Below are 11,095 nucleotides of genomic sequence, written 5' to 3' on the forward strand. Positions count from 1 at the left end.
CGAGGAAGAAGCATGAGCAGTGTTCCCACCTACGTTCCCGGCCACGGCCTGCTGCGCGGCAAATCGGTGTTGATCACCGCCGCCGCCGGCGCCGGCATTGGCTTCTCCGCCGCCCTGCGCGCAGCGGAGGAAGGCTGCCGGGCGTTGATGATCAGCGATATCCACGAGGGCCGCCTGCAGGAGGCGGCGCAGAAGATCCGCGAAGCCACCGGGCTGGAGCGGGTCCACACCTGCGTGTGCAACGTCACCAGCGAAGACCAGGTGCAAGCCCTGGTAGCCGCCGCCGAGCGCGACCTGGGCGGCGTCGATGTGCTGATCAACAACGCCGGCCTCGGCGGTTCGCGCCTGCTGGTGGAAATGAGCGACGAGGAGTGGAACCGCGTCCTCGACGTGACCCTCACCGGCACCATGCGCATGACCCGCGCCATGCTGCCGAAGATGATCGCCCGCCAGACCGGGGTGATAGTCAACAACGCTTCGGTACTCGGCTGGCGCGCGCAGAAGGAGCAGAGCCATTACGCCGCCGCCAAGGCCGGGGTGATGGCCCTGACCCGCTGTGCGGCGGTGGAGGCGGCCGAGCACGGCATCCGCATCAACGCGGTGAGCCCGAGCATCGCCCTGCACGACTTCCTGAAGAAGTCCGCGCCCAAGGAACTCCTCGACCAGCTCGCCTCCCGCGAGGCCTTCGGCCGCGCCGCGGAAGTCTGGGAAGTGGCCAACGTGATGATGTTCCTGGCCAGCGACTACAGCTCCTACATGACCGGCGAAGTGCTGTCGGTCTCCAGCCAGAGGGCCTGAGCATGGCGATGATCTTCGAGACGCCCGCCGCCCTGCTGGCGCAAGTGGGCGAGCAACTGGGGCACAGTGAGTGGATCAACGTCGAGCAATCGCGCATCGACCAGTTCGCCGAGGCCACCGGTGACCACCAGTGGATCCACGTCGACCCGGCCCGTGCCGCTGGCGGCCCCTTCGGCGCCTGCATCGCCCACGGCTACCTGACCCTGGCCCTGGTCAACCTGTTCCTGCCGCAGATTGTCGAAGTGCGCGGCATCTCCATGGGGGTGAACTACGGCTGCGACAAGGTGCGCTTCCCCAACGTGGTGCGCGCCGGCAGTCGGGTTCGCGGCAGCGCCCAACTGGTGGCCGCCGAGGAAGTGAAGGGCGGCGTGCAGGCGACCATCCGCGTCAGCGTGGAGATCGAGGGCGAAGAACGCCCAGGCTGCGTCGTGGACACCATCAGTCGGTATTACCCGGCCTAAGAAACCTTGCCCTCTCCCCAACCCTCTCCCGCAAGCGGGAGAGGGGGCCGTCCGCGCAGTGGTTGAAGCAAGTGCGGGCTGCTTGTCTCCCCTCTCCTCTTCAGGGAGAGGGGCCGGGGGAGAGGGCCCAAGCCTTGCGAGGACAAGAACATGAAAGAAGCCGTAATCGTCTCCACCGCCCGTACCCCCATCGGCAAGGCCTTCCGTGGGGCCTTCAACGACACCGAGGCGCCGCTGATGGGCGGCCATGTGGTGCGCGAGGCCGTGCGCCGCGCGGGCATCGAGCCGGGTGAGGTGGATGACGTGATCATGGGCGCCGCCGCCCAGCAGGGTACCCAGGCCTACAACCTCGGCCGTCTCTGCGCCGTGGCGGGCGGCTTGCCGAACAGCGTGTCCGGCATGGCTGTTGAGCGCCAGTGTTCCTCGGGCCTGATGAGCATCGCCCTGGCGGCCAAGAGCATCATGTGCGACGAGATCGACATCGCCGTCGCCGGTGGCCTGGAGTCCATCTCCCTGGTGCAGAACAAGCACAAGAACAGCTACCGCAACCAGTCCGAGGCGGTGCTGCTGCGCGACCCGCGCGCCTATATCCCGATGATCGAGACGGCGGAAATCGTCGCCGAGCGCTACGGCATCTCCCGCGAGGCCCAGGACGAGTACAGCTACCACAGCCAGATGCGCACCGCCCTGGCCCAGAGCGCCGGGCTGTTCGACGCCGAGCTGGCGCCGCTCACCGTGCGCAAGCTGGTGCTGGACAAGGCCAGCGGCGAGAGCCGCCACGAATCCGTGACCATCACCCGCGACGAATGCAACCGCGCCGACACCACCCGCGAAAGCCTGCAGGCGCTGGAGCCGGTGTGGCAGGGCGGCCAGTGGACCGGCTCCGGCCGCTTCATCACCGCCGGCAACGCATCCCAGCTCTCCGACGGCGCTTCGGCCTCGGTGCTGATGAGCGCGCAGATGGCCGAGCGCCGTGGCCTGGAGCCTCTGGGTATCTACCGCGGCCTGGCGGTGGCCGGCTGCGACGCCGATGAGATGGGCATTGGCCCGGTATACGCCATTCCCAAGCTGCTCAAGCGCCATGGCCTGAAGCTGGATCACATCGGCCTGTGGGAGCTGAACGAGGCCTTCGCCTGCCAGGTGATCCACTGCCGCGACACCTTGGGGATCCCCGACGAACGCTTGAACGTCAACGGCGGCGCCATCTCCATCGGTCATCCCTTCGGCATGTCCGGCGCGCGCATGGTCGGTCACGCCCTGATCGAAGGTAAACGCCGTGGCCTGCGCTATGTGGTCGTGACCATGTGCATCGGTGGCGGCATGGGCGCCGCCGCCCTGTTCGAAGTGGCTTGAGGAGCATCACGATGATCAGTGAACAGCAGGTGCGGGCAACGCTGGCCCGCTATGTGGAACTGGTGGGGGCCGTCGATATCGACGGCATCCTCGCCCTCTATGCCGCGGACGCGGTGGTCGAGGACCCGGTGGGCAAGCCGCCCTACGTGGGCATCGAGGCCATCGCGCGTTTCTACCGCGAAGGCCTGGGGCGCCTGGACGCCACCGCCCGCCTTGACGGTTCGATCCGCGCCACCCGCGGCTGCGGCGCCGTGCCCTTCTGCGTCGACCTCGACTGGGGCGGCCAGGCCCGCTCCATCGAAGTGATCGACGTGATGGAGTTCGATGCCGAAGGTCGCATCCGTTCGATGAAAGCCTTTTGGGGCGAAGCCAACATGATCGCGAGGCAACAGCCATGAACCTGGAACAACGCATTGCCCGTCTCGAAGCCGTCGAGGCCATCCGCGAACTCAAGCACCGCTACTTCAACGCCTGCGACCTGAAGGAGGTCGAGGTGATCCGCGATTGCTTCGCCGAAGGTGAAATCGCTATCGACTACGGCCCCGTAGGCTCCTTCAAGGACCGCGACAGCTTCGTCGCGCTGTACCAGTCCCTGGCCTGCAACGAACGGGTGATCGACCTGCACCACGGGGCCAATCCGGAGATCGAGCTGGCCGGTGATGACGAAGCGGTGGGGCGCTGGGCGCTCTACTACTTCAACCTCGATGGCGAGACGGGCACTACGCGGCAACTGGGTGGGGTTTACCAGGATCGCTACCGTTGCATCGATGGGCAGTGGAAGATCGTCGAGACGGCGTTCCGGGCGCATTCGATGGTGGAAGGCAAGGCCCTCTCCCCCAGCCCCCGCTCTGCGCCCCAGCCTTAGTGCTTCGCGCTAAGGCGCTCATCAGCACTGGAAGCGGTGCTTCCAGAAGCGTGCCTCTTCGCCCCTGAAGAGGAGAGGGGTGTCTCGCACCTGTTGCTTTCGAGCTAGCCGAAAGCGTGGTGTTCATCTGGAAGTCAAAATGGCCTGCCGCTCGGAATTGCTCCCCTCTCCCTTCAGGGCGAGGGGCTGGGGGAGAGGGCAGCAGGACTCCCCCCAAACACCATCACTCCCTCAATTCACCCCCGCCTGATCCAGAAACACTGGCTTCTCCCCACCCCCATGCACGCAGATATCCGCCCCGCTCACATAGCTGGAAAGCGGCGAGGCGAGGTAGAGGCATGTGTCGCCGATATCCCCAGGCGTTGCCATGCGTTCCAGCGGAATCCCCGCCGCAACCCGCGCAACACCTTCGGCGTCGCCGTAGTGCAGTTCGGCCTGCTCGGTGAGGATCAGCCCTGCGGTCACGGCGTTTACCCGGACTCGGGGCGCCCATTCCACCGCCAGGGAGCGGGTCAGGTTTAGCAGCCCGGCCTTGGCCGCGCCATAGGCGGCGGTGCCGGGGGAGGGGCGTACCGCGCTGACGCTGCAGATGTTGATGATGGCGCCGCCCTCGGGTTGCTCCTGCATCACCCGGTTGGCCAGTTGGCAGAGATTGAGGGGCGCCAGCAGGTTGAGGCGCACGATGGACTCGGAGAAGCGCGGCGACGCTGTGGCCGCATCCGCATGGGGGGCTCCGCCGGCATTGTTCACCAGCACATCGAGGCGGCTGAAGCGCGCCTTGATGCCCTCCACCAGGGCCTGGAGCTGGTCGAAGTCGCGCACATCGCATGGCACGAAGTGGGCGCTACGGCCGCCGTGCTCGGGCAGGCTTTCCGGCGCCTGGCGCCCGCAGATCACCACCTCGGCGCCCTGCTGCAGGAAGCGCAGGCTGATGCCCCGTCCCACACCCTTGCCGCCGCCCGTTACCAGCACCACCTTGCCGGTGAAGTCCAACCCGTTGTTCATGGCTGCCTCGATTGTCGGTTCTTGATGGGCAGAGGCTAGGGGTCTCGGGGCAGACCGCCTACGTCCAGGAGGACTAGGGAAGGGCGCGCCTTGTTGTAGGGGCGAATTCATTCGCCAAGCAGGCCGAAGGTCTGCCCTGTCAGTCCCCAGGGGGCAGCTGAGCCGCCCTTGGCGAATGAATTCGCCCCTACAAGGGAGTCGCCCCGTAATCCCATCACCAACTGCTAGTCCTCTCGGACGATGTTGCCCGCCCGGCCCGCCCGAATAATCCCGGCAAACAACAAGCCGAGGAGAGTCCCATGGACGCGCTACCGCAAGGGCGATTCGTCACGCTGCCGGATGGCCTGCGCCTGCACTATCTGGAAGCCGGAGAGGGCGAACCGGTGGTCTTCATCCATGGCAGCGGGCCGGGGGCCAGCGGCCACAGCAACTTCAAGCAGAACTACCCGGTGTTCGCCAAGTACGGCTACCGCGCCATAGTGCCGGACCTGCCGGGTTACGGCCGCTCCGACAAGCCGGAAACCACCTACAGCCTGGACTTCTTCGTCGACGCCCTGACCGGCCTGCTGGACGCCCTGGACATCCAGCGCTGCGTGCTGGTGGGCAACTCCCTGGGCGGCGCCATCGCCATCAAGATGGCCCTGGATGCGCCCGGGCGCGTCAGCCGCCTGGTGCTGATGGCGCCCGGCGGGCTGATGGAGAAGGAGCAGTACTACCTGCAGATGGAAGGCATCCAGAAGATGGGCGCGGCCTTCGCGAACGGCGAGCTGAACGACGCCGAGGGGATGCGCCGGCTGCTGGGCCTGCAACTCTTCGACCCGAGCCTGATCAGCGATGAAACCGTCAATGAGCGCGTGGCCGTGGTGCAGCAGCAGCCGCGCTGCGTGCTGAGCACCATGCAGGTGCCGAACATGGCTTCGCGCCTGTCCGAGCTGTCCTGCCCGATCCTCGGCTTCTGGGGGATGAACGACAAGTTCTGCCCGTCCTCCGGCGCCCAGACCATGCTGGAGGCCTGCCGCAACATCCGTTTCGTGATGCTCAGCGAGTGCGGCCACTGGGTGATGGTGGAGCACCGTGCGCTGTTCAATCGCACCTGCCTGGACTTCCTCGCGGAGGGCCAGCCATGAGCGAAGTGTTGCAACGCCAGCATGGCGAAGCGCTGTACCAGGCGTTGCTCCAGGGTCGCACCCTGGAGCCGCTCACCGCGCGCTGGCCGGAAATCACCATCGAGGACGCCTACCGCATTTCCCTCTACAGCATCGAGCGCCGCGTGGCGGCGGGCGATGCCATAGTCGGCAAGAAGATCGGCGTCACCTCCGAAGCCGTGCAGCGCATGCTCAACGTGCACCAGCCGGACTTCGGCTTCATCACCCGCGAGATGTGGTTCGACGACGGCGCGCAGGTTTCCCTCTCCGCCAACCGCCTGATCCAGCCCCGCGCCGAGGGCGAGATCGCCTTCAAGCTCAAGCACGACCTGGTGGGCCCCGGCGTCACCGAACAGGACGTGCTGGACGCCACCGAATGCGTGATGCCTTGCTTTGAGATCGTCGATTCGCGCATCCACGACTGGAAGATCCGCATCCAGGACACAGTCGCCGACAACGCCTCCTGCGGGGTCTTCGTGATCGGCCACGAGGCGCGCGACCCGCGCGAGCTGGACCTGCCCAACCTGCGCATGCAAGTGTTTAAGAACGGCGAAAAGATCAGCGAAGGGCTGGGCTCGGCGGTGCAGGGCAACCCGCTCACCGCGGTAGCCTGGCTGGCCAACACCCTGGGTGCCTTCGGCATCCCCTTCAAGGCCGGAGAAATCATCCTCTCCGGCTCGCTGGTGCCGCTGGAACCAGCCCGCGCCGGCGACGAATTCTCACTGACCATCGACGGCCTGGGCAGCGCCCGGGTGTCCTTCTGCGCCTGACTCCGGGGGAATGGAGATGAGCAAGAAACTGAAAGCGGCCATCATCGGGCCGGGCAATATTGGTACCGACCTGCTGATCAAGATGCGCCGCTCGGAATGGATCGAGCCGGTCTGGATGGTGGGCGTCGACCCGACCTCCGAGGGCCTCAAGCGTGCCGCCGAATTCGGCCTGAAGACCACCGCCGAAGGCGTGGACGGCCTGCTGCCCCATGTGCTGGACGACGACATCCGCATCGCCTTCGACGCCACCTCGGCCTATGTGCATGCGGAGAACAGCCGCAAGCTCAACGAACTGGGCGTGATCATGATCGACCTCACCCCGGCGGCCATCGGTCCCTACTGCGTGCCGCCGGTGAACCTCAAGGAGCATGCGGCCAAGCTGGCGCTGAACGTCAACATGGTCACCTGCGGTGGCCAGGCCACCATCCCCATGGTGGCGGCGGTGTCCCGCGTGCAGCCGGTGGAATACGGCGAAATCGTCGCCACCGTGTCGTCGCGCTCGGTAGGCCCGGGCACCCGGCAGAACATCGACGAGTTCACCCGCACCACCGCCGGCGCCGTGGAGAAGATCGGCGGCGCCAAGCGCGGCAAGGCCATCATCGTGATCAACCCGGCCGAACCGCCGCTGATGATGCGCGACACCATCCATTGCCTCACCGAAGGCGAGCCGGACCAGGCGGAAATCCGCGCCTCGGTGCTGCACATGGTCAAGGAAGTGCAGCGCTACGTGCCGGGCTACAAGCTGATCAACGGCCCGGTGTTCGACGGCCGCAAGGTGTCGATCTTCATCGAGGTCGAAGGCCTGGGCGACTTCCTGCCCAAGTCCGCCGGCAACCTGGACATCATGACCGCCGCCGGTCTGCGCACCGCCGAGATGTTCGCCGAAGAAGCCCACAAGGGCGCCCTGCAACTGCCCGCCCGTTGAGTGGAGAAACAGCATGAATCTGCAAGGTAAGAGCGTCCGCTTGCACGACATGAGCCTGCGCGACGGCATGCATGCCAAGCGTCACCAGATCAGCCTGGAGGAGATGGTGGCGGTCGCCACCGGCCTCGACGCCGCCGGCGTGCCGCTGATCGAGATCACCCACGGCGACGGCCTGGGCGGCAGCTCGCTGAACTACGGCTTCCCGGCCCACAGCGACGAGGAATACTTCGACGCGGTGATTCCCAAGCTCAAGCAGGCCAAGGTTTCCGCCCTGCTGCTGCCGGGCATCGGCACCGTCGACCATCTGAAGATGGCCCATGACTGCGGCGTTTCCACCATCCGCGTCGCCACCCATTGCACCGAGGCCGACGTGTCCGGCCAGCACATTGGCATGGCGGCGAAGATGGGCCTGGACACCGTGGGCTTCCTGATGATGGCGCACATGGTCAGCGCCGAAAAACTGCTCGAACAGGCCAGGTTGATGCAGAGCTACGGCGCCAACTGCATCTACTGCACCGACTCGGCCGGTTACATGCTGCCCGACGAAGTGACCGAGAAGATCGGCGTGCTGCGCGCCGGGCTGGATGCCAATGTCGAGGTGGGCTTCCACGGCCACCACAACATGGGCATGGCCATCGCCAACTCCCTGGCTGCCATCGAGGCCGGTGCCGCGCGCATCGACGGCTCGGTGGCGGGCCTCGGCGCCGGGGCCGGCAACACCCCGCTGGAAGTGTTCGTGGCGGTGCTGGAGCGGATGGGTGTGCAGACCGGCATCGACCTCTACGGGATCATGGACGTGGCCGAGGACCTGGTGGTGCCGATGATGGACCAGCCGATCCGCGTCGACCGCGATGCCCTGACCCTGGGTTACGCGGGGGTCTACAGCTCCTTCCTGCTGTTCGCCAAGCGCGCCGAGCAGAAATACGGCATCCAGGCCCGCGAGCTGCTGGTGGAACTGGGCCGCCGCGGCACCGTGGGCGGGCAGGAGGACATGATCGAAGACCTGGCCCTGACGATGTCGCGCCAGCGTGGGGTGTTGCCGACCTGATGGCATGGGCCGGTTTGCCGGCAACCTCGTAGGTTGGTGCAGAGCGCAGCGAAGCCCAACGAGCCCGGGCACCAGACCGTGCCCTGGTTCGTTGGGTTTCATGCTTCAGCGGAGCGCTGCCCGGCCAAGCCTGGCCTCGATGGTGGATGTGAAGAGCGACATCCACCCTACGGAGGGGTCAAACCCTGTTGCCACTGCCCCTTTTCCTGGCCTGGGCGAGCAGCGCCGGGCCTATCTCTTCCAGCGGCAGCACCTCTTCCGCCGCGCCGATTTCCGCCGCTTCCCGAGGCATGCCATAGACCACGCAACTGGCTTCGTCCTGGGCGACGGTGTAGCCGCCGGCCTCGCGGATTTCCAGCAGGCCGCGGGCGCCGTCCTTGCCCATGCCGGTGAGCAGGGCGCCGATCAGGTTCCGGCCGGCGCAGCGGGCGGCGCTGTTGAACATCACGTCCACGGCCGGGCGGTGGCCGTTGACCGGCGGGGCTTCGGATAGCCGTGCCACGTAGTTGGCGCCGGAGCGTGCCACTTCCATGTGCAGGCCGCCGGGGGCGAGGAGGGCGGTGCCGGGGAGAATGCGGTCGCCGTCGCGGGCCTCGCAGACGCTGACTCGGCAGAGGCGGTCCAGCCGCGCGGCAAAGGAGCGGGTGAAGCCCGGCGGCATGTGCTGGGTGATGACCACGCCGGGGCTGTCCGCCGGTAGGCCCAGCAGCACTTCCTTGATGGCTTCGGTACCGCCGGTGGAGGCGCCGATGGCGATGAGTTTTTCGGTGCCGACTATGGGCAGGCCACGCTCCACGGGGCGCTGCGCGCTGGCCGGGTTGCGCCGGACCATGCGCGCGCGGGCGGCCACCTTGAGCTTGGCGCGGATCTCCTCGGCATAGGCCTGCATGCCTTCGGCGATGCCCAGCTTCGGCTTGGCGACGAAGTCGATGGCGCCCAGCTCCAGGGCGCGCAGGGTGGCCTCCGAACCGCGCTCGGTGAGGGAGGAAATCATCACCACGGGCGTCGGCCGGCCCTTCATCAGCTTGTCGAGGAAGGTCAGGCCGTCCATGCGCGGCATTTCCACGTCCAGGGTGATGACGTCGGGCGAATGCTGCTTGATCAGGTCGCGGGCGACGAAAGCGTCGGGCGCCATGCCCACCAGCTGCAGTTCGGCGTCGGCACGGACGATCTCGCTGAGCAGACTGCGGATCAGCGCGGAGTCGTCCACCACCAGGACCTTGATCGCCACGCGTTCACTCCTTGAACAGGTCGTAGGGGCCCAGCGCTTCGCCGCGCTTGAGGTAGAGGATGTATTCCAGTTCGCGCTGCAGGATGGTGTCGTTGTGCAGGCTCCTGAGTTTCTTCAGCAGCACCTTGCCGCTGGACGGGAAGATGTAGATCTTGCGCGCGTATGCGCCCAGCACATCCTCTGATGCCAGGGGAATGCCTTCGGTGTCCAGGTAGCTGTGGACGAATTCCACGGTGCGCAGGGTGGCGTCGTGGCGCAGCAGGTCGTTGGGCAGGTTGCCGGCGCCGAACACCTTGGCTTCCAGCTGGTGGCGGCGGGCGCCCTGGCGCAGCATCTCCTCGATGAGCTGTTCCATGATGCGCACCCCGTGGTGGGTGACGGCGCTGGCCAGCCCGCTGCCACGGCCGGGCTCGGGCAAGAGGAACTGGTTCATGCCGCCGATACCGCGCTGGCAATCGAACAGGCAGACGGCCAGGCAGCTGCCGAGCACGGTGACCAGCACCTGGTCCTCCGTGGTGACGTAGTACTCGCCGGGCAGCACCTTGACCGCCGGGAGCTGGTAGTCAGGGTCGAAATAGCGGTTGGCGGCGATGGCGCCTGCGGTTTCTCCTTTCATGCCGGAACTCCTGTAATGGGCCTGTAGACGGTGCGACTGACGAGCTTCACCACATGGCTGGCCTGGACGAAGCTCTCCGAGTGCCCGGCAAAGAATAGACCGTCCGGCCGCAGTAGCCGCACCATGCGCTCCAGCAGTTGGGACTGGGTGGTCTTGTCGAAATAGATCATCACATTGCGGCAGAAGATGGCGTCCAGCCCGCCGGCCAGGTGCCAGTCCGCATCCAGCAGGTTGATGCGGCGGAACTCCACCATCTGCCGCAGCTCCGGCACCACACGCGCCAGGCCGGCGTTGCTGCCGGTGCCGCGCTGGAAGTAGCGCTTCTTCAGCTCAGGCTCCAGCTGGTCGATGCGCGCCAGCGGGTAAACGCCACGCCGCGCGGTTTCCAGCACGCCGGTGTCGATGTCCGAGGCGATGATCTGCACGCCCTGGGCGCGCCCGCCCAGGGCCTGGTGCAGGGCCATTGCCATGGAGTAGGGCTCTTCCCCGGTGCTGGAAGCGGCCGACCAGAGGCGTAGCGGCCGGCCCCGGCGCTGGGGTTCGCTGGCCAGGGCGGCGAGTTGCGCGAAGTGGTGCCGTTCGCGGAAGAAGGCGGTGATGTTGGTGGTCAGGCAATTGATGAAGGGCTGCCATTCCTCGGGGTGCTGGTCGAGGTAGGCCAGGTAGCTGGAAACGCTTGGCAGCTCGAGCTGGCGCAGGCGTCGCGCCAGGCGGCCGTAGACCATCTGCCGCTTGCTGGTGGCCAGGCTGATCCCGGCACGGCGGTAGAGCCGGCTGCGCACCTGCTCGAAGTCGTGGTCGTTGTAGCCGAATTCGTGTTCGCCCAGAACCAGCGCGTTCATCGCGTTACCTCGGAAACCCCCGGCGCCAGGGCGCCG

13 protein-coding genes are annotated in these 11,095 nt (G+C 66.7%); 9 read left to right on the plus strand and 4 right to left on the minus strand.

Annotated features, from left to right (window positions below; translation table 11 throughout):
* Positions 1 to 12 precede the first annotated feature (12 nt).
* The 5 genes from E8F12_RS23610 (at position 13) to E8F12_RS23630 (ending at position 3,477) form a co-directional block, all read left to right on the plus strand.
* Positions 13 to 798, plus strand: a complete 786-nt coding sequence (locus E8F12_RS23610; RefSeq protein WP_280327604.1) for an SDR family oxidoreductase — start codon at positions 13 to 15, stop codon at positions 796 to 798.
* Between the two features lie 2 nt (positions 799 to 800).
* On the plus strand, positions 801 to 1,259 hold the full coding sequence (locus tag E8F12_RS23615) for a MaoC family dehydratase (protein WP_280327605.1): 459 nt from the start codon (positions 801 to 803) through the stop codon (positions 1,257 to 1,259).
* Positions 1,260 to 1,409: 150 nt separating this feature from the next.
* The gene (locus E8F12_RS23620; RefSeq protein ID WP_280327606.1) at positions 1,410 to 2,612 is read left to right on the plus strand and encodes an acetyl-CoA C-acyltransferase; all 1,203 of its coding nucleotides are present in this window, start codon (positions 1,410 to 1,412) and stop codon (positions 2,610 to 2,612) included.
* Positions 2,613 to 2,623: 11 nt separating this feature from the next.
* The gene (locus E8F12_RS23625; protein WP_280327608.1) at positions 2,624 to 3,010 is read left to right on the plus strand and encodes a nuclear transport factor 2 family protein; all 387 of its coding nucleotides are present in this window, start codon (positions 2,624 to 2,626) and stop codon (positions 3,008 to 3,010) included.
* Positions 3,007 to 3,477, plus strand: coding sequence for a nuclear transport factor 2 family protein (locus E8F12_RS23630; RefSeq protein WP_280327609.1), 471 nt, complete (start codon positions 3,007 to 3,009; stop codon positions 3,475 to 3,477). The genes E8F12_RS23625 and E8F12_RS23630 overlap by 4 nt, the downstream gene beginning before the upstream one ends.
* Positions 3,478 to 3,708: 231 nt before the next feature.
* Here the strand turns inward: E8F12_RS23630 and E8F12_RS23635 are convergent, their stop codons facing one another.
* Positions 3,709 to 4,482: an SDR family oxidoreductase gene (locus E8F12_RS23635; RefSeq protein WP_280327610.1), complete on the minus strand. Its 774-nt coding sequence runs from the start codon at positions 4,480 to 4,482 to the stop codon at positions 3,709 to 3,711.
* Between the two features lie 299 nt (positions 4,483 to 4,781).
* On the opposite strand from E8F12_RS23635, the gene E8F12_RS23640 reads away from it, so the two are divergent.
* From E8F12_RS23640 to dmpG, 4 genes are read left to right on the plus strand one after another with little or no spacing between them, the layout of a single operon-like run.
* Complete coding sequence (locus E8F12_RS23640; protein WP_280327612.1) at positions 4,782 to 5,609, plus strand: alpha/beta fold hydrolase; 828 nt, start codon at positions 4,782 to 4,784, stop codon at positions 5,607 to 5,609.
* Positions 5,606 to 6,397 (plus strand): fumarylacetoacetate hydrolase family protein, encoded by a 792-nt coding sequence (locus tag E8F12_RS23645; protein WP_280327613.1) that lies wholly within the window; start codon positions 5,606 to 5,608, stop codon positions 6,395 to 6,397. Before E8F12_RS23640 ends, E8F12_RS23645 begins: the two co-directional genes overlap by 4 nt.
* Positions 6,398 to 6,413: 16 nt before the next feature.
* The gene (locus tag E8F12_RS23650) at positions 6,414 to 7,322 is read left to right on the plus strand and encodes an acetaldehyde dehydrogenase (acetylating) (protein ID WP_280327614.1); all 909 of its coding nucleotides are present in this window, start codon (positions 6,414 to 6,416) and stop codon (positions 7,320 to 7,322) included.
* A 13-nt stretch (positions 7,323 to 7,335) separates the two neighbouring features.
* Positions 7,336 to 8,370 carry a 4-hydroxy-2-oxovalerate aldolase gene (dmpG, locus tag E8F12_RS23655; protein ID WP_280327616.1) on the plus strand — a complete coding sequence of 345 codons (1,035 nt, stop codon included), beginning with the start codon at positions 7,336 to 7,338 and terminating at the stop codon, positions 8,368 to 8,370.
* A gap of 178 nt (positions 8,371 to 8,548) precedes the next feature.
* Here dmpG and E8F12_RS23660 read toward each other — a convergent pair whose 3' ends face one another.
* The 3 genes from E8F12_RS23660 to E8F12_RS23670 are packed head-to-tail and all read right to left on the minus strand — an operon-like array spanning position 8,549 to position 11,059.
* Complete coding sequence (locus E8F12_RS23660; RefSeq protein WP_280327617.1) at positions 8,549 to 9,601, minus strand: chemotaxis response regulator protein-glutamate methylesterase; 1,053 nt, start codon at positions 9,599 to 9,601, stop codon at positions 8,549 to 8,551.
* A 4-nt stretch (positions 9,602 to 9,605) separates the two neighbouring features.
* Positions 9,606 to 10,217, minus strand: coding sequence for a chemotaxis protein CheD (locus tag E8F12_RS23665; protein ID WP_280327618.1), 612 nt, complete (start codon positions 10,215 to 10,217; stop codon positions 9,606 to 9,608).
* On the minus strand, positions 10,214 to 11,059 hold the full coding sequence (locus E8F12_RS23670; RefSeq protein ID WP_280327619.1) for a CheR family methyltransferase: 846 nt from the start codon (positions 11,057 to 11,059) through the stop codon (positions 10,214 to 10,216). The genes E8F12_RS23665 and E8F12_RS23670 overlap by 4 nt, the downstream gene beginning before the upstream one ends.
* Positions 11,060 to 11,095: the final 36 nt, after the last annotated feature.

Origin of the sequence: Pseudomonas sp. BN102 (assembly GCF_029871245.1) — a bacterium.
Classification (GTDB): domain Bacteria; phylum Pseudomonadota; class Gammaproteobacteria; order Pseudomonadales; family Pseudomonadaceae; genus Metapseudomonas.

Excerpts from the sequence above, each read along its gene's own strand:
- E8F12_RS23610 (WP_280327604.1), top strand. The coding sequence starts at position 13 with ATGAGCAGTGTTCCCACCTACGTTCCCGGCCACGGCCTGCTGCGCGGC.
- E8F12_RS23615 (WP_280327605.1), top strand. The coding sequence starts at position 801 with ATGGCGATGATCTTCGAGACGCCCGCCGCCCTGCTGGCGCAAGTGGGC.
- E8F12_RS23620 (WP_280327606.1), top strand. The coding sequence starts at position 1,410 with ATGAAAGAAGCCGTAATCGTCTCCACCGCCCGTACCCCCATCGGCAAG.
- E8F12_RS23625 (WP_280327608.1), top strand. The coding sequence starts at position 2,624 with ATGATCAGTGAACAGCAGGTGCGGGCAACGCTGGCCCGCTATGTGGAA.
- E8F12_RS23630 (WP_280327609.1), top strand. The coding sequence starts at position 3,007 with ATGAACCTGGAACAACGCATTGCCCGTCTCGAAGCCGTCGAGGCCATC.
- E8F12_RS23635 (WP_280327610.1), bottom strand. The coding sequence starts at position 4,482 with ATGAACAACGGGTTGGACTTCACCGGCAAGGTGGTGCTGGTAACGGGC.
- E8F12_RS23640 (WP_280327612.1), top strand. The coding sequence starts at position 4,782 with ATGGACGCGCTACCGCAAGGGCGATTCGTCACGCTGCCGGATGGCCTG.
- E8F12_RS23645 (WP_280327613.1), top strand. The coding sequence starts at position 5,606 with ATGAGCGAAGTGTTGCAACGCCAGCATGGCGAAGCGCTGTACCAGGCG.
- E8F12_RS23650 (WP_280327614.1), top strand. The coding sequence starts at position 6,414 with ATGAGCAAGAAACTGAAAGCGGCCATCATCGGGCCGGGCAATATTGGT.
- dmpG (WP_280327616.1), top strand. The coding sequence starts at position 7,336 with ATGAATCTGCAAGGTAAGAGCGTCCGCTTGCACGACATGAGCCTGCGC.
- E8F12_RS23665 (WP_280327618.1), bottom strand. The coding sequence starts at position 10,217 with ATGAAAGGAGAAACCGCAGGCGCCATCGCCGCCAACCGCTATTTCGAC.
- E8F12_RS23670 (WP_280327619.1), bottom strand. The coding sequence starts at position 11,059 with ATGAACGCGCTGGTTCTGGGCGAACACGAATTCGGCTACAACGACCAC.